This is a genomic window from Nocardioides sp. HB32 (assembly GCF_054058995.1).
The window spans coordinates 2,412,869-2,429,456 of sequence record NZ_JBSSBS010000001.1 but is presented as its reverse complement, the minus strand read 5'-3'; the positions used below and the strand labels follow the sequence as shown (position 1 = coordinate 2,429,456).

General features: G+C 73.0%; 17 protein-coding genes. 9 read left to right on the top strand and 8 right to left on the bottom strand.

Translation table 11 applies throughout. From position 1 onward, the window contains the following. Positions 1–5: 5 nt before the first annotated feature. Positions 6–455: an rRNA maturation RNase YbeY gene (gene ybeY / locus ACVW2K_RS12290; protein WP_457202707.1), complete on the bottom strand. Its 450-nt coding sequence runs from the start codon at positions 453–455 to the stop codon at positions 6–8. 7 nt (positions 456–462) lie between these two features. Beyond that, entirely contained in the window at positions 463–1,473 is a 1,011-nt protein-coding gene (locus ACVW2K_RS12285) for a PhoH family protein (RefSeq protein ID WP_028637657.1), read from the bottom strand. Between the two features lie 92 nt (positions 1,474–1,565). On the opposite strand from ACVW2K_RS12285, the gene ACVW2K_RS12280 reads away from it, so the two are divergent. Beyond that, positions 1,566–1,811, top strand: coding sequence for a hypothetical protein (locus tag ACVW2K_RS12280; RefSeq protein ID WP_457202706.1), 246 nt, complete (start codon positions 1,566–1,568; stop codon positions 1,809–1,811). A 137-nt stretch (positions 1,812–1,948) separates the two neighbouring features. Here ACVW2K_RS12280 and ACVW2K_RS12275 read toward each other — a convergent pair whose 3' ends face one another. Continuing rightward, positions 1,949–3,148 (bottom strand): hypothetical protein, encoded by a 1,200-nt coding sequence (locus tag ACVW2K_RS12275; RefSeq protein WP_457202705.1) that lies wholly within the window; start codon positions 3,146–3,148, stop codon positions 1,949–1,951. Further along, entirely contained in the window at positions 3,145–3,483 is a 339-nt protein-coding gene (locus ACVW2K_RS12270) for an HIT domain-containing protein (RefSeq protein ID WP_457202704.1), read from the bottom strand. Before ACVW2K_RS12270 ends, ACVW2K_RS12275 begins: the two co-directional genes overlap by 4 nt. Positions 3,484–3,547: 64 nt before the next feature. On the opposite strand from ACVW2K_RS12270, the gene ACVW2K_RS12265 reads away from it, so the two are divergent. The 4 genes from ACVW2K_RS12265 to ACVW2K_RS12250 are packed head-to-tail and all read left to right on the top strand — an operon-like array spanning position 3,548 to position 6,764. Next, a complete protein-coding gene (locus tag ACVW2K_RS12265) occupies positions 3,548–4,051 on the top strand; it encodes a SigE family RNA polymerase sigma factor (protein ID WP_028637654.1) in 504 nt (167 codons plus the stop codon). Next, the gene (locus tag ACVW2K_RS12260; protein ID WP_028637653.1) at positions 4,048–4,935 is read left to right on the top strand and encodes a Gmad2 immunoglobulin-like domain-containing protein; all 888 of its coding nucleotides are present in this window, start codon (positions 4,048–4,050) and stop codon (positions 4,933–4,935) included. The genes ACVW2K_RS12265 and ACVW2K_RS12260 overlap by 4 nt, the downstream gene beginning before the upstream one ends. A 27-nt stretch (positions 4,936–4,962) precedes the next feature. After that, entirely contained in the window at positions 4,963–5,862 is a 900-nt protein-coding gene (locus ACVW2K_RS12255; RefSeq protein WP_457202703.1) for a Gmad2 immunoglobulin-like domain-containing protein, read from the top strand. Further along, complete coding sequence (locus ACVW2K_RS12250; protein ID WP_457202702.1) at positions 5,859–6,764, top strand: winged helix DNA-binding domain-containing protein; 906 nt, start codon at positions 5,859–5,861, stop codon at positions 6,762–6,764. The genes ACVW2K_RS12255 and ACVW2K_RS12250 overlap by 4 nt, the downstream gene beginning before the upstream one ends. A 27-nt stretch (positions 6,765–6,791) precedes the next feature. Here the strand turns inward: ACVW2K_RS12250 and ACVW2K_RS12245 are convergent, their stop codons facing one another. From ACVW2K_RS12245 to hrcA, 3 genes are read right to left on the bottom strand one after another with little or no spacing between them, the layout of a single operon-like run. Further along, positions 6,792–7,529, bottom strand: coding sequence for a 16S rRNA (uracil(1498)-N(3))-methyltransferase (locus tag ACVW2K_RS12245; protein WP_457202701.1), 738 nt, complete (start codon positions 7,527–7,529; stop codon positions 6,792–6,794). A 1-nt stretch (position 7,530) separates the two neighbouring features. Continuing rightward, on the bottom strand, positions 7,531–8,703 hold the full coding sequence (dnaJ, locus tag ACVW2K_RS12240; protein WP_457202700.1) for a molecular chaperone DnaJ: 1,173 nt from the start codon (positions 8,701–8,703) through the stop codon (positions 7,531–7,533). A gap of 41 nt (positions 8,704–8,744) precedes the next feature. Beyond that, a complete protein-coding gene (gene hrcA, locus ACVW2K_RS12235) occupies positions 8,745–9,761 on the bottom strand; it encodes a heat-inducible transcriptional repressor HrcA (RefSeq protein ID WP_457202699.1) in 1,017 nt (338 codons plus the stop codon). 143 nt (positions 9,762–9,904) lie between these two features. On the opposite strand from hrcA, the gene ACVW2K_RS12230 reads away from it, so the two are divergent. The 4 genes from ACVW2K_RS12230 (at position 9,905) to ACVW2K_RS12215 (ending at position 13,143) form a co-directional block, all read left to right on the top strand. Then, entirely contained in the window at positions 9,905–10,696 is a 792-nt protein-coding gene (locus tag ACVW2K_RS12230; protein ID WP_028637647.1) for an MBL fold metallo-hydrolase, read from the top strand. A 509-nt stretch (positions 10,697–11,205) separates the two neighbouring features. Further along, complete coding sequence (locus ACVW2K_RS12225; RefSeq protein WP_028637646.1) at positions 11,206–11,403, top strand: hypothetical protein; 198 nt, start codon at positions 11,206–11,208, stop codon at positions 11,401–11,403. 48 nt (positions 11,404–11,451) lie between these two features. Continuing rightward, on the top strand, positions 11,452–12,300 hold the full coding sequence (locus ACVW2K_RS12220; protein ID WP_028637645.1) for a DUF3097 domain-containing protein: 849 nt from the start codon (positions 11,452–11,454) through the stop codon (positions 12,298–12,300). A gap of 183 nt (positions 12,301–12,483) precedes the next feature. Beyond that, positions 12,484–13,143: a Crp/Fnr family transcriptional regulator gene (locus tag ACVW2K_RS12215; RefSeq protein ID WP_457202698.1), complete on the top strand. Its 660-nt coding sequence runs from the start codon at positions 12,484–12,486 to the stop codon at positions 13,141–13,143. Here ACVW2K_RS12215 and ACVW2K_RS12210 read toward each other — a convergent pair. Beyond that, entirely contained in the window at positions 13,135–16,572 is a 3,438-nt protein-coding gene (locus ACVW2K_RS12210; RefSeq protein WP_457202697.1) for an adenylate/guanylate cyclase domain-containing protein, read from the bottom strand. The two genes, ACVW2K_RS12215 and ACVW2K_RS12210, sit on opposite strands and share 9 nt — an antisense overlap. Between the last annotated feature and the right edge of the window lie 16 nt (positions 16,573–16,588).

The window sequence follows — 16,588 nt, the reverse complement described above, 5'->3', positions numbered from 1 at the left end:
GCTCGTCACTGGGCGCGCCAGGCCGCGAGGATCTCGTCCTGCAGCCCGAACATCACCTGGTGCTCCTCGGGCTCGGCGTGGTCGTAGCCGAGCAGGTGCAGGATGCCGTGCACGGTGAGCAGCTCGATCTCAGCCTCGGCGCCGTGGCCGGCCGCCTCGCCCTGGCGGGCGGCGACGTCCGGTGAGAGCACCAGGTCGCCGAGCACGCCCTCCTCGGGCTCCTCGTTGACCAGGCCGGGCCGCAGCTCGTCCATGGGGAAGGCGAGCACGTCGGTCGGGCCCTCCTTCTCCATCCACTGCTGGTTGAGCTGGGCGATGGTGGGCTCGTCGACGGCCTTGATGCACAGCTCGGCGAGCGGGTGGACGCGCATCCGGTCCATCACGAAGCGGCTCAGCTCCGCCAGCCTCTTCTCGTCGAGCTCGCGGCCCGACTCGTTGAGGATCTCGATGCTCATCGCGAGCTCATCGGGTGCTGGCGAGCTCGACGCGCGCGTCGAACTCGTCGTACGCGGCGACGATCTTGCCCACCAGGCGGTGGCGTACGACGTCGTGGCTGGTCAGCCGGTTGAACGAGATGTCCTCGACGCCGGTGAGGATGTCCTCGATCACCCGCAGGCCGGACTTGGTGCCGCTGGGGAGGTCGACCTGCGTGACGTCGCCGGTGACCACGATCTTGGAGCCGAAGCCCAGGCGCGTCAGGAACATCTTCATCTGCTCGGGCGAGGTGTTCTGCGCCTCGTCGAGGATGATGAACGAGTCGTTGAGCGAGCGGCCGCGCATGTACGCGAGCGGGGCGACCTCGATGGTCCCGGCCGCCAGCAGCTTCGGGATCGTCTCGGGGTCGATCATGTCGTGCAGGGCGTCGTACAGCGGGCGCAGGTAGGGATCGATCTTCTCGCTGAGCGTGCCGGGCAGGAAGCCCAGCCGCTCCCCCGCCTCGACCGCCGGCCGGGTCAGGATGATCCGGTTGACGTTCTTGGACTGCAGCGCCTGCACGGCCTTCGCCATCGCGAGGTAGGTCTTGCCGGTGCCGGCGGGGCCGATGCCGAAGGTGATCGTGTGCTTGTCGATCGAGTCGACGTAGCGCTTCTGGTTGAGCGTCTTGGGGCGGATGGAGCGACCCCGGTTGCTCAGGATGTTCAGGCTCAGCACGTCGGCCGGGCGCTCGGTGGTCTCGGCACGCAGCATCGTGTGCACCCGCTCGACGGTCTCGGACGTGATGCCCTGGCCGGTGCGGATGATCGTGACCAGCTCGTCGAGGAGCCGCTCGGCCAAGGCGACCTCGCCGGGCTCGCCGTACAGCGTCACCCGGTTGCCGCGGACGTGGATCTCGGCGTCGAAGGCGCCCTCGATGATCCCGAGGAACTCGTCGCCGGGGCCGAGCAGGCTGACCATGTTGATGCTGTTCGGGACCACCACCGTGTGGCGCGTGGCGTTGGCGGGGCGGTCCCCCTGGTGGTTGGTGTCAGTCATGGATGCCCGGGCGGGCGGCCTTTCGTTCGGTGTCGTCGGCTCCTCCATGTTACGGGAGCCCCGGGGGCCGTCCCAGCGAGTAACGTGGCTCCATGGAGAGGGAGCCCGACTGGGACGCGGACGACGACGCGCCGCCGTCCTGGTTCGCCGGCCAGCACCTCCCCGAGGAGGCCCGCCGGATGGGCCTGAGCCACCACGTCCCGGACGGCGCGATCCTCGACTTCGCCGGGCGGCTGGACTCCACCAAGCCGATGCACCGGGTGGCCGCCTGGGTGATGCTGGTCGTCTTCGGGCTGCCGGTGCTGTTCGCGGCGATGCGGGTGCTCTACCTGTTCTGAGCGCCGCCCGGCCTGAGCTCGCGAAGGCCGGGAGGCCGGCGCCAGGTCGAGTGGTGCCCGCGACCGACGAAGAGGTCGCGTCGCCGGCGCTCGCTACTCGACCGACGGGGGTCAGGACCCTTCATTCGACCGACAGGTCAGCTCTCGTCGTCGAAGGCGACCTGGAGCATGCCGAGGCACATCTCGTCGGTGGTGCCCTCGCCCCAGATCACGTACTTGTCCGGGATCCCCTGGAACGCCGGCAGCACGTCGCGCAGCCACTGCACGTGGTGGCAGGTGACCCGCACCGTGTCGAACGGGTCGAGGTGGACCGGCTGGATCGGCTTGGTGCCCTGGTTGTCGAAGTCCCAGACGGGGATGTCGAGGATCGTCCTGGCATCCGGGGTGTCCGGGTCGACCTCGACCCTGATCGACCTCCCGAGCAGGTGCATGTGCCCGGCGACGCCGATGACCGTCATGCCCCTGCCGACCGTCCGTGTGCACGAGGTGGTGTTCGACGGCTTCGCCTCGGTGCCGCACAGCAGGTGCAGCAGGCTGTTGGTGTTGCCGGCGGACCCGAAGCGCGACATCACGTCGGCGACGGCGGCGTCGCGATCGCAGAGCGGGCCGTCGTCGTGGTCGGGCCGGCACGGCATCTCGACCGGCGCCGGCATCAGGTAGGTGTGCAGCGGCGTCAGGTCGCGCTTGCCGTTCATCCATCGCAGCTCGGTGCTGGAGACGTCGGGAGCGCTGCCCTTGAGCAGGTTGTAGTGCACCTGCATCACGATCCGCGAGCCGGCGTCGAGGCGGACGCCGTACCCGTCCTGGACCTTGGTCTCGTCCCCGCCCGGCGCCCAGGCGGCCAGCCAGGAGGCGTCGTCGATGTTCGAGAAGTCGCCGGCGAGCCCGGTCCCGCCGAAGCAGGTCCAGCCCTGGTCGTCGGGACTCTCGGCGTCCTTCGCCTCGGCCTCGGCGACCTTCTCGGGCGGCACCCGGAACAGGATCACGTGGTGCACGACCGCGGGGTTGCCGGGCAGCACGTTGCTGCCGGTCAGCCAGACGTCCTTCTTCAGGTGCGGGTCGAGGAGGAAGCAGCGGTAGTCGTCGGTGCCGGTGCCGGTCGGGGCCGACGGTGTGTACGCCGACGGCATGGTGAGCGTCATCCGCCTCTCGCCCGCGCGCAGCGGCAGGTGCTGGCCGGGCTCGGTCGCGGCGAGCTGGCTGGCGACCACCTCGGGTGGCTGGGTGTTGAGCAGGCTCGTCGGCGAGCCACTGCGCCGGTCGTCGCCCTCGCGGACGCACCCGGTCAGGGCCAGCGCGAGCACGAGAGCCAGTCCGAGCGCGAGCCGGCGGCTCATCCCGGGGGCCAGGTCATCGGGCGGCCGGCCAGCAGGTGCAGGTGGGTGTGGAACACGGTCTGGCCGGCCTCCGCGCCGGTGTTGAACACCAGGCGGTGGTCGTCGTACCCCTCGGCGGTCGCGACCGCGGCCGCGGTGCGCACCAGCTCCGCTGAGGCGGCGGGGTCTGCGGTGGCCAGGTCGGCGGCGTTCGCGTGGTGCTCCTTGGGGATCACCAGGACGTGCAGGGGTGCCTGCGGGTTCTGGTCGCGGAACGCGACCGTCCGCTCGGTGGTGTGCACGACGTCAGCCGGGATCTCCCCCGCCACGATCCTGCAGAAGATGCAGTCCTCCACGAATCCTCCTCCGCCGCCAAGTAAACCCGATGGCGGCCCCACGCGTGCCACTAGCGTGAGTCTGATGACCGAGCGTGCCGCCTGGACGGCCGACGAGGCGCTGGAGCAGCTGTACGCCGCGCACTGGCGCCAGCTGGTCCGGCTCTCGGTGCTGCTCGTCCGCGACGTCGGCACGGCCGAGGAGGTCGTGCAGGATGCGTTCGTCGCCGTGCACGCCCGGTGGTCGCGGCTCCGCGACCCGGAGCGCGCGCTCGCCTACCTGCGCCAGGCGGTCGTGAACCGCTCGCGCTCGGCGCTGCGGCACCGTGCCGTCGTCGCCCGGCACGCGGCGACGGTCCGCCTCGCCGACACCCAGGACCCGACGCCGGCGTCCGACCAGCGCGAGGCGGTGCTCGACGCGATGCGCGCCCTGTCGGACCGGCAGCGCGAGGTGCTGGCGCTGCGCTACTTCCTCGACCTGTCCGAGGCCGACATCGCCGACACGCTCGGCATCAGCCGCGGGGCGGTGAAGAGCCACGCCTCCCGCGGCTCCGCCGCCCTGCGCGCGCTGCTCCAGGAGGACCTGTGAACACTCCCCTGCCCGACCTGGGCGACCTGCTCCACGGCGCCGTCGACGAGATCGAGCCGGCCGACCGCATCGACGCGATCCGGGCACGGACGGCGAACGCCCCCACCCGCGCCGCGCGGCCGTGGCTCTACGCCGCGGGAGGCGTGGTCCTCGCCACCGCGGCGACGGTGGCGGCGTTCGCGGTCCTCGACCCGTCCTCCCCGAAGGACCACGGCTCGATGGTGATGCCGACCGGCGAGGACCAGGTCGTCCCGGTCTACTTCATCGGCCACACCCCGCGGGGACCACGGCTGTTCCGGGAGTACGACGAGGTGCCGGCGGGCGATCCGCTGCAGGCAGCGCTCGACCGGATCCAGGCACCCGCGGACGACCCGGACTACCGGACCCCGTGGGCGCACGGCTCCTTCGCGTCCGCCCGGCAGGCGCAGGGCGTGATCCAGGTCGAGGTCGGCTCGGCAGAGGTCGACCCGGACAGCCTGTCCACCCAGCAGGTCGTGCTGACGCTGCAGGCGGCAGTCGGGGAGCGCGTGCCGGTGCGGTTCGACGACGGTGCTCCGGTGACGGCCGACGTCGACGCGCTCAGCCAGGTGATGATCAACGACCCCACCGAGGGGCTGGAGGTGCACGAGCACTTCACGGCGCGCGGCGCGGCCAACTCCTTCGAGGCGAACGTCCCGTGGGAGATCCTCGACGACAACGACGTGGTCGTGGCGCACGGCTTCGCGACCGCGGCCGGGACGGGGCGGATGTACCCGTGGGAGGCGCACATCGACGTGAGCGACCTGCCGTTCGGCTACTACACGTTCGTGGCCACGACGGACGACCCGTCGGGCGGCGAGGGCGGCGGACCGGACTCCGACACGCGCACGATCATCGTCCGTTGACGGCGTTCCACCGGGAGGATTGACGCCATGCCCAGCCACGCCCGGATCGTCGCCCTGCTCGCCGTACCCGCCCTCGCGCTCGCGGGGTGCGGCAGCGACGACACCGGCGCCGACCAGCGCCCGGCGAGCGGCTCGACGAAGCACCACGACGGTCAGGGGAGCGAGTCGCCGAAGGGATCGGGTGTGTCCGCGCAGCCGGCCGACGGCCAGACGACGGTGCCGGTCTACTTCGTCGGTGACACGCCCCATGGACCGCGGCTGTACCGCGAGTTCCGCAAGGTCGAGGGGACCGGCACCTACGCGGCGCTCGACCTGGCCGCGTCCGGCGACGCCCTCGACCCCGACTACCGCACCCTCCTGCCCGCCGGCACGTTCGAGGTCCCGGACGAGATCGGCGACGCCAACGCGTTCACGCTGCCCGACGACTCGTGGACCCGGCGGCCGGCAGGGATGAGCGAGTCCGACGCCCTCCTAGCGATCCAGCAGCTCGTCTACACCGCCCAGGGCGCCATGCAGGCCCGGCTGCCGATCCACTTCTACGACTCGGAGGGCCACGAGACCCAGGTCTTCGGCATCGCGTCGGAGGACGGCTTCACCGCCGCCGACCCGATCAGGACGCTCGCGCTCGTCAACATCACGGCTCCCGAGTCGGGCGCGACGGTCAGTGGGACGTTCACCGCCAGCGGGGTCTCGAGCTCGTTCGAGGCCAACACCCCGTGGGAGGTCCGGGATGCCTCCGGTGACGTGGTCGAGAAGGGCGCGGCGACCGCCGAGGGCTGGATGGACAAGCTCTACCCCTGGGAGGCGGACGTGGACGTGTCCGACCTCGGGCCCGGCGACTACACGTTCGTCGCGATGACCGACGACCCCTCGGACGGCGAGGGCGACGGCCCGACGGTCGACTCCAAGACGTTCACCGTGCAGTGAGGCTGGACCGGCGGCTGCTGAACCGGACGCTGCTCCGGCGCCAGCACCTGCTCGACCGCGTCGACCTCGACCCGCGCGCGGTCACCGCGCACCTGGTCGGACTTCAAGCGCAGGAGACGCTGTCGCCGTACCTCTCCCTCCACGCCCGGCTGAGGGCCTTCGACCCGCACGACGTCACCCGGGCCCTCGAGCAGCGCACGCTGGTGCGGCTGTTGACCATGCGCGGCACGATCCACCTGCTCCCGGCCGAGGACGCGCTGGTGCTGCGGCCGTGGACGCAGCCGGTGATGGACAGGGTGCAGCGCAACCACGCGGACCCGGTCCCCCAGTTCCAGCGGGCCCTCGTGCAGACGCCGCCGCGCGGCACCTGGAACGGGTCGGGCCGGGTCGTCTACGAGCCGCTCGAGGACTGGGTGGGCGCGCCGCTGCGGGAGCCCGACGTGCCGGAGATCGTGCGGCGCTACCTGCGTGCGTTCGGCCCGGGGTCGGCCGCCGACCTGACGACGTGGTCCGGCGTCACCCGGCTCGGTCCGGTGCTCGCGGCGATGGACGATCTCGTCAGGCACGAGGACGGGGACGGCAAGGTGCTGTACGACGTGTCCGACGGCGTCATCGAGGACGCCGACGTCCCCGCGCCGGTGCGCCTGCTCGGCACCTACGACAACGTCTGGCTCTCCCACGCCGGCCGGGACCGGGTCACCACGGCTGAGGACCGACGCCGGTGGATGGGCCCGAACGGCGGCCTCGGCATGACGATCTTCGTCGATGGCTGGCTGGCGGGCCTCTGGCGGATCGCCGACGGGCGGGTCGACGGGGTGCAGCTGTTCCGCGGGCTCAGCGCGGCCGAGCGCGAGGAGCTCGACGAGGAGGTCGAGCGGGCGAACGGGCTGCTGGCGCTGTGAGCGTCCGTCGCGGTGAACCTGTGGCGATCAGCTCCAGCGCGCGGTGCGCGACAGCAGGGCCGAGACGGCGGCGAGGCCGGCGGTCGACGTGCGCAGCACCTCGCTGCCGAGTCGCACGGATACCGCGCCGGCACCGACGAACGCCGCGACCTCGTCGGCCGTCAGCCCGCCCTCGGGGCCGACGACGACCACGAGCCGGCCGGTCGGCACCTCGACGGTGGCGAGCGGGTCCGTCGCGTCCTCGTGGAGCACGACGGCGAGGTCGGCCTCCGAGACCAGCGCGACGACGTCAGCCGTGGACGCCATCTCCGACACGTCGGGGAACCACGAGCGACGCGCCTGCTTGGCGGCCTCGCGTGCGCTCGACCGCCAGCGGCCGAGCGACTTCTCGGCGCGGTCGCCCTTCCACACCGCCACGCTCCGGGACGCGGCCCACGGCACGATCCGAGCCACGCCGACCTCGGTGAGCACCTCGACCGCGAGCTCGCCGCGGTCGCCCTTCGGGATCGCCTGCACCACGACCACCTCGGGCGCGGGCGGCTCGTGGCGCGCGACCTCCTCGACCACGGCCGTGAACACCCGCTTGCCGGTCGACGCGACGACGCCGCGGACCGACGTGCCGCGCCCGTCGGTCAGGACCACCTGCTCACCGACCCGGAGTCGGCGTACGGCGACCGCGTGGTGCGCCTCGTCGCCGTCGACGGTGACCTCCGCACCCGGGCCGACGCCGGCGAGCGTCGGCACGAGGTGCACGGGCAGCGTCATGTCAGTGCTGGTTGAACGCGTCGCGGATCCGGCCGAACATCGACTTCTGGCTGGGCCGCACCTGGCCCGACGGCGCCTCCTCCTCGCGGAGCGCCGCGAGCTGCCGGAGCAGCTCCTGCTGCCGCGGGTCCAGCTTCGTCGGGGTCTCGACGACGACCGTGACGACCAGGTCGCCGCGACCGCCGCGCAGTCCGGGGACGCCACGTCCGCGGAGCACCTGCTCGGCCCCGGACTGGGTGCCGGGGCGGATGTCCAGGTCGAAGGACTGCTCGAGACCGGTCTCGCTCTCGTCGCCCTCGACGACGTCCGCCTCCAGCGTGGGGAGCGTCAGCGTGGTGCCGAGGGCCGCGGCGGTCATCGGGAGCGTGACCGTGCAGTGCAGGTCGTTGCCGTGCCGGGTGAACGTCGGGTGCGGGGCGATGTGGATCTCGACGTACAGGTCGCCGGCCGGGCCGCCGCCGGGGCCGACCTCGCCCTCGCCGGTGAGCTGGACGCGGGTCCCGTTGTCGACGCCGGCCGGGATCTTGACGGTCAGCGTGCGGCGCGAGCGGACCCGGCCGTCACCGGAGCACTCGCGGCAGGGGTCCGGGATGATCGAGCCGTAGCCACGGCACGCGGCGCACGGCCGGAGGGTGCGGATCTCGCCGAGGAACGAGCGCTGCACGTGCGCCACCTCGCCGGCGCCGCGGCAGGTCTCGCACGGGATCGGGTGGCTTCCCGGTGCCGCGCCCTCGCCGTGGCAGGTGCTGCACAGCACCGCCGTGTCGACCTTGATCTCGCGGGTGATCCCGAAGGCCGCCTCCGCGAGCTCGACCTCGAGCCGGATCAGCGCGTCCTGACCGCGCCGCTCCCGCGGCCGGGGACCCCGGCCGCCGGTGGCGCCGGCGCCACCGAAGAACGCGTCCATGATGTCGGTGAACGAGAAGCCGGCGCCCTGGCCGAAGCCGCCGCCCATCCCGCCGAACGGGTCGCCGCCGCGGTCGTACGCCGCGCGCTTGCCCGGGTCGGAGAGCACCTCGTAGGCGACCGAGATCTCCTTGAACCTCTCCTGGGCCTCCGGCTCCGGGTTGACGTCGGGGTGGTACTGCCGCGCCAGCCGCCGGTAGGCCTTCTTGATGGTGTCGGCGTCTGCGCCGCGATCGACACCGAGAAGCTCGTACAGGTCCTGGCTCAACTGTTGTTCCTTCTGGTTCCGGGTGGGTTCGGGTGGTGGGCTCAGGCCTCGTCGAGGATGCGCGAGACGTAGCGCGCGACCGCGCGGACGGCGGCCATCGAGCCCGGGTAGTCCATGCGGGTGGGCCCGACGATGCCGAGGCGCGCGAACGCCTCGTCACCCGGGCCGTACCCGGTCGCGACCACACTGGTCGAGGAGAGCGACTGGTACGGGCCCTCGTGGCCGATCCGCACCGTCAGCGGCTCGCCCGAGTGGGCCTCGCCGAGCAGCTTGAGCAGGATCACGTGCTCCTCGAGCGCCTCGAGCAGCGGGCGGACGGCGGAGTCGAAGTTGTCGCCGTACCGCGCCAGGTTGGCAGCACCACCGACCGCGACCCGCTCGTCGGACCGGTGGTCGGACATCGCGTCGACGAGCGTCTCCACGACCGCCGCCGTGGTGGGGTCGGCGTCCTCGGCGGGCACCAGCGCGCGCAGCGCGGTGACGGCCTCGGCGATCACCTCGCCGACGGCGGTCCGGTTGACCAGCGAGCGTAGGTCGGCGAGGTCGTCGTCGGCCAGCTCCTCGGCGATCTCGACCAGGCGCTGCTCGACCCGGCCGGTGCTGAGGATCAGCACGACCAGCAGGCGGTACGGCGCCAGCGCAATGACCTCGACGTGGCGGACCGTGGAGCGGGAGAGCGTCGGGTACTGCACGACCGCGACCTGCCGGGTCAGCTGCGAGAGCAGCCGCACCGAGCGGTTCACGACGTCGTCGAGGTCGACGGCGCCGTCGAGGATGGTGGCGATCGCGCGCTTCTCGGCGGTGCTCATCGGCTTGACCGTGGTGAGCCGGTCGACGAAGAGGCGGTAGCCCTTGTCGGTCGGCACCCGACCGGCACTGGTGTGCGGCTGGGTGATGTAGCCCTCGTCCTCGAGCGCCGCCATGTCGTTGCGGACCGTGGCCGGCGAGACGCCGAGGCCGTGCCGCTCGACCAGCGCCTTGGAGCCGACCGGCTCCTCGGTGGCGACGTAGTCCTCGACGATCGCCCGGAGGACGGCGAGCCTGCGCTCCTCCTGCATGGTCGGCCTCCTCCCGCCTGTTGACTGGCACTCGAATGTCCTGAGTGCCAAGCCTACAAGGCGGCCGGACCGGCGGGCTCTCGGAACGCCGGCAGGGAGGACGCCGGCGGCTGTGCGGGGGCTGTACGGCCTAGGGTGGGCCGGTGCCGTTCACCGACGTCGCCGACCGCGTCTGGGTCGCGCGCTATCCGCAGTGGGACGTCAACGTCACCCTCGTCGGAGGGTCCGACGGCCTCCTGGTCGTCGACACCCATGGCTCCGACGCGCACGCGCGCGAGGTGGTCGACGACGTACGCCGCCTCGGCGCCGGCGAGGTGACCGGGATCATCAACACCCACTGGCACTTCGACCACTCCTACGGCAACCGCACCTTCCGGACCGCCTACGGCGAGCTGCCGATCATCGCCCACGAGACGGCGGCCGAGGAGCTGGCGCGGTGGGGCGACGCGGACGTCGTGGTCCTGCCTGACCGGACGTTCTCCAGCGCGCTCGCGCTCGACCTCGGCGACCGGATGGTCGAGCTCGTGCACCCCGGGAAGGGACACACCGGCGGCGACCTCGTGCTGCGCGTGCCGGACGTCGACGTGCTGCTCGCCGGGGACCTGGTCGAGGAGTCCGCGACCCCGTCGTTCGGCGACGACTCGTGGCCGATGGACTGGCCGCTCAGCCTCGACGTGGTGCTGGCGCTGACGACCTCGGCCTCGCTGGTCGTGCCCGGCCACGGTGCGCCGGTCGACCGCGACTTCGTCGAGGAGCAGCGCAACCAGATCGGGATCATCGCGGAGACGATCCGTGACCTCGCCGGCCGCGGCGTGCCGCTCGACCAGGCGGTCGAGACCGGTGAGTGGCCGTGGCCGCGGGAGCGACTGGGCGAGGCCGTCCGCCGCGGCTACGAGCAGCTGCCGCGCAGCCAGAAGCGGTTGCCGCTGATCTGAGCTGCCCCAGCTCGAGCCTGCGAGGGCTGGGAGGCAGCAGCCAGGTCGAGTAGCCGCGCGAGCGAGGAACGAGCTCGCGACCGGCGTATCGAGACTGAGCTGCCTCGGCGCGAGCTTGCTCGCGCCGACATCAGCAGCCAGGTCGAGTAGCCGCGCGAGCGAGGAACGAGCTCGCGACCGGCGTATCGAGACCGAGCTGCCCGACGGGGTCTCGATACGCCACCGCTCGTCCCTCGCGACGGCCACTCGACCACCGGGGACGGCTGCCCCGGCTCGAGCCTGCGAGGGCTGGGAGGCAGCAGCCAGGTCGAGTAGCCGCGCGAGCGAGGAACGAGCTCGCGACCGGCGTATCGAGACTGAGCTGCCCGACGGGGTCTCGATACGCCACCGCTCGTCCCTCGCGACGGCTACTCGACCACCGGGGACGGCTGCCCCGGCCCGAGCCCGCGAGGGCCGGGACGCAGCAGCCGGATGCGGTTGCCGTTCAGCTGAGCGGGTACGACACGCGCATGAGCGAGACCAACGACCATGTCGGGATCGAGGACGAGGACCTGCCCGAGGACCTCCAGCCCACCGACGACAACCCGCTCGCCCAGCCGCTGGACGACGACGCCAAGTCGCCGGAGGAGCTGGACGTGCGGGGCGGCAAGACGCCGGAGGGCTCCACCGACGACGACGGCGACCGCGAGGGTGACGAGGACGACTGACGGCGTGGCCTCCGGGCCGCTGTCGGTGGCGAGATCTACGGTCGTGGGATGACTCCACCGGACCGGTACGCCAGCGACGTCCTCTCCACCGACTGGCGCGCGCCCAGGCGCGGCCGCGCCGTCGAGGCGCCCGCCCGGATCGGCGCCGTCGTCGAGGAGGTCACCACCGACTTCTGCGGTGAGATCGTCGCGGTCGACCGCGACCTGCACACCCTGACGCTCGAGGACCGGCGCAACCGCCGGCGCACGTTCCCACTCGGCCCGGGGTTCCTGCTCGAGGGCAAGCCGGTGATCCTCACGGCTCCGGTGCGCGCGGCAGCGCCCGCGCGGCCCACGCGGACGGCGTCCGGCTCGGTCGCCGTCCACGACGCGAAGGCCCGGGTCGCCCGGGCCAGCCGGATCTTCGTCGAGGGCCGGCACGACGCCGAGCTGGTCGAGAAGGTGTGGGGCGACGACCTGCGCGTCGAGGGCGTGGTGGTGGAGTACCTCGGCGGGGTCGACGACCTGGCCGACCACCTCCGCGACTTCCGGCCGGGACCCGATCGCAGGGTGGGCGTCCTGGTCGACCACCTGGTCGCCGGCTCGAAGGAGAGCCGGATCGCGCAGGGCATCGCGCGGTCGCCGGTGGGCAAGCACGTGCTGATCGTCGGCCATCCGTTCATCGACATCTGGGCCGCGGTCAAGCCGGAGCGCCTCGGCCTGCAGAAGTGGCCGGACGTGCCGCGGAACGTGGAGTGGAAGAAGGGCGTCTGCCAGCAGCTCGGCTGGCCGCACCGCGACCAGGCCGACACCGCCCGCGCCTGGAAGCACATCCTGAGCAGGGTCTCGTCGTACCACGACCTCGACCCGGCCCTGCTGGGCCGGGTCGAGGAGCTCATCGACTTCGTCACGAGCTGAGCTGGATCAGCGCTCGATGTCGAGGTCGCGTCGCGGCTGCACACAGGTCGTCGTGGTCGTCATGTCCCTCACTCCTCCCGGTCGGATCGCGGTGTCTGGTCTCGCGGTGTCTGGTGAGGACGACTCTGCTCCGGTCCGGCCGGTCGTTCTGTTCGGTCGCTGACACTGCGGTTGACTGTTTCCGTGGAGTGGTCGCTGCTCGCCTCGCTCGACGAGGACGAACGCCGGCGCGTGCTGTCCGCGGCGCGCCGGCGCAGCTACGGACGCGGGGACGTGCTGGTGCACGAGGGCGACCCGTCGGACAGCCTGCACCTGGTGTCGTCGGGGCGGCTCGCGGTCCGGGTGTCCACCAGTGGCGGCGAGAACGCGACCCTCAACCTGCTCGGGCCCGGCGACTACTTCGGCGAGCTGTCGCTGCTCGAGGGCAGCCCCCCGGTGCGCTCGGCGACGATCGTGGCGCTGGAGGACGCGGAGACCCTGTCCCTGTCGGCAGCCGAGTTCCGCGACCTGCGCCGGCGCCACCCGGCTGCGAACCAGCTGCTGCTGTTCCTGATGGCCCGGCGGGTCGAGGAACTGTCGGCGCGGCTGCTGGAGGCGATGTACGACGGCCTCGACCGGCGGGTGCACCGGAGGCTTGCCGAGCTCGCCGGGATGTACGGCGACGGCCGGCCGGGGCCGGTGGTCGTCCCGCTGACCCAGGAGCACCTCGCCGAGCTCGTCGGCGGGACCCGCCCCAGCGTCAACCAGGTGCTGCAGAGGCTCGTCGCGCAGGGCGTGGTGGAGCTCGGTCGCGGCCGGGTGGTCGTGCTGGACCGCGGCTGGCTGGAGGACCGCTCAGGCTGAGACCTGGTCGGTCGCCCAGCGGTCGGCTCCCAGCCGCTCGAAGCTCGCCTGCGCCTGGCCCGCCAGCTCCGCCGCCTCGTCGGCACGACCCTCCCGCTGGAGCACCGCCGCCAGGTCCGCGCTGCACAGTGCCGCGGTCGGCTCCGAGTGCCACTGCTGGGCGTGCGCGAGTGCCTCGCGCAGGTGGGCCTCGGCGGCCTCGTCGTCACCGGCGCCGGCCGCGAGCAGGCCGGCGATGCGGGCGCGCTGGGCGCGGACGCCGACCGGGATCGCGCCGCCCCGATGGGCGTCCACCATCGCCTGCATCCCGGCCAACGCCTCGCGATCACCGTCGGCCCACGCGAGCTCGGTCGCCACCAGCCAGATGAGCGTGAAGTCGTCGTACAGCCCGGCGACGGCGTACGTCGTCCCGACGGCCTGGAGGGCGAGCCGCCCGGCCGGGCGACCCGCGCGGTGGGCGTCCAGCGCCCGGAGCAGCTCGGCGAAGCAGCGCAGCGACAGGTCATCGCCGCCGTACGCCGGATCGGCCAGCTCGGGCGGGATCCGCCACTCCGTGCCGCGGGCGAGCGCGACGCGGGCGCGGACCAGCTCGGCCAGGGGCTGGTCGGCGACGGCGTCCTCGGCGGTGGCCAGCGCCTCGTCCCAGTCGCCGGTCAGGAGGCTGGCGAGCGCGAGGTTCGAGGAGGCACTGGAGACGGCGATGATCGCGCCGGCCTGGCGACCCACCTCGACCGCCTCGAGCCCGTACGCCCGGGCCCGGGCGGCGTCGTCGGAGACCCAGGACACGTTGAGGTTGATGAGGCTGCGCGTCAGCGTGACCAGCTGGTGGTTGCGCCGGGCGAGCTCGGCGGCGGCGGTGAACAGCACCCGGCCGAGACCACGGGTGCCGGTGATCATGTGGTGGAGGGCGAGGCCGACGTAGGCGTCGGCGATCCGGGACTCGTCGCCGTACTGCTCGGCGAGCCGCACGTGGTCGGTCGCGTGCTCACCGAAGCGGGCCTGGGTGCGCAGCTTGATCTGGGTGATGGTCTGCGCGAGCGGGAGGAGGACCGCGACGGCGTCGTCGCGGTCACGAAGGGCGTCGAACCGCTCCTGGGCCATCGCGAGGGACTCCGCGAGCTCCAGCCGGTCCCGCGCGAGCGCGCTCGCCAGCACGCTGACCGCGTCGGCGGCGCTGAGCTCGTCGTCCATCGCGTCGAACGCCGCACGTGCCGCATCCGCGTGCTCGACCGCGGCCGCCTGGTCCTCGGTGTCGCTGAGCGCCCGGGCGAGCTCGAGCTGCAGGACGGCCCGCTCCCGAGGATCGGTCGTCCGGCCGAGCGCCACGCGGAGGTGGCCGGCCGCCTCGCCCGGTGCGCCGAGCGCCCGGGCCCGTGCGGCGGCGCTGCCGAGCAGGGCGATCGCGCGCTCGGTCAGGTCCGCGACGTCCGGGTCCTCCGGGACGGCGTCGATCGCCTCGAGGTGGTGCTGCGCGGCGATCGCGGCGCTCTCGTCGTCGAGCAGCTCGACGACCGCGAGGTGGCCGGCCTTGCGGTCGCGGCGCGACAGGGTGCCGTACGCCACCTGGCGGACCGCGACCTGGACGAACTGGTAGAGCCCCGCGTCGCTGTTGAACCGGCCGGTCTCCTGGCGGAGCAGCTGGAGGCGCACCAGCGACCCGAGCACCCGGTCCAGGTCGGTGACCTCCGGGCAGAGCGCGGCGATCAGGCCGTGCGGGAACGGCCGGCCGACGATGCTGGCCCGGTCGAGCACCCGGCGCTGCTCGGGCGAGAGCTGGTCGAGGCGTGCGGCGATGAGCGCCTGCAGGGACGCGGGCGCGCCGACCGCGTCGAGGTCGAGCGGGCCCTCGCCGGCGAGGACGTACTGGCCACCGCGGGGTACGACGAGGTCCCGGTCGATCAGGGAGCGCACCGTCTCGACCGCGAACAGCGGCATCCCCTCGGCGCGGCGCACGAGCGCGTCGCGGACGCCGTCGTCGAGGCCGGCGACCAGGCCGTCGAGCAGGTGGCCCATCTCCCGCTCGGCGAGCGGCTCCAGGTGCACGACCGTCGAGCGGCGGTTGGTCGCCAGGGCCGGGTTCGCCTCGAGCAGGCCCGGTCGGGTGAGGAGCGCGACGAAGCAGGGGAACGTCGCGGCGGCCAGCAGGTGCTCGACGAAGCGGAGCAGGCCGTCGTCGGCGTACTGCGCGTCGTCGATGACCAGCGCCACCGGGATCCCGCCACCGCTGACCCGCTCGAGGAACGTCGTCCACGCCGCGAAGAGGTCCTCGCGCTGGAAGGACCCGACCGCGCCGACGCCGAGCAGCGCGGCGATCCGCGGCTCCAGCCAGGCCCGCTCGTCCGGGTCCGGGACCAGCCGCTCGAGCCCGCCGCCGTCGTCCTCGTCGAGGATCTGGAGCCGGGTGCGGATCGCCTCCGCGAGCGCGTAGAACGCCACGCCCTCGCCGTACGACAGGCAGCGGCCGGTGTGCCAGCGGACGTCGGCGCTGAGGCCGTCGATGTACTTCTCGAACTCCCAGGCGAGGCGCGACTTGCCGACCCCCGCCTCGCCCTCGATGACGAGGAGGGCCGGAACGTGGTTCTCCTCGACCCGGTGGAAGAGCTCCTTGACCAGGCGCATCTCGCGGTCCCGGCCGACCAGCGGTGCCTCGAGCCCGTCGGCCCGCTGGGCGCCCCCGACCGCGGCGACGACGGCCCGGACCGCCCAGAGCGGGACCGGGTCCGCCTTGCCCTTCATGGGGTGGCTGCCGACGTCGACGTAGGTGATCGCCGAGGACGTGAGCAGCCGGGTGGTCTCGTCGACCCAGACCTGGCCGGGCGCGGCGGCGGACTGCACGCGGGATGCGGTGTTCACGGCGTCGCCCGCGACCATGCCCTGCTGCTCGGCGCCGATGGTGACGGCGACCTCGCCGGTGACGATGCCGACCCGCATGGCGAGGTCGGGGATGCCGACGTCCGAGCCCATCGCGGCGATGGTGTTGGTGAGCTCGAGCCCGGCGCGGACCGCCCGCTCGGCGTCGTCCTCGTGCGCGGTCGGCACTCCCCAGACCGCCATCACGGCGTCGCCGATGAACTTCTCGAGGACCCCGCCGTACCGCGCGACGATCGCGCGGCACTCGTCGAAGTACCGGGACAGCAGCTCGCGCACCTGCTCGTGGTCGCGGGTCTCCGACAGCGCGGTGAAGCCGACCAGGTCGCCGAACAGCACGCTGGTGACCCGGCGCGACGCGACGGGCTGCGACGGGCCGCCCGCGGCCTGCTCGGTGCCGCACGAGCTGCAGAAGCGGGCGCCCGGCACGACCTCCGCGTGGCATGCGCGGCAGGCGGGGGCCTGCAGGCTCCCCCCGCAGGAGAAGCAGAACCGTGCCCCGGCCGGCTGTCCCGAGGCGCCGCAGCTGCCGCAGCTCGTCACGTCCACAGGATGCCCCATCCCGCGCACCGTCGCC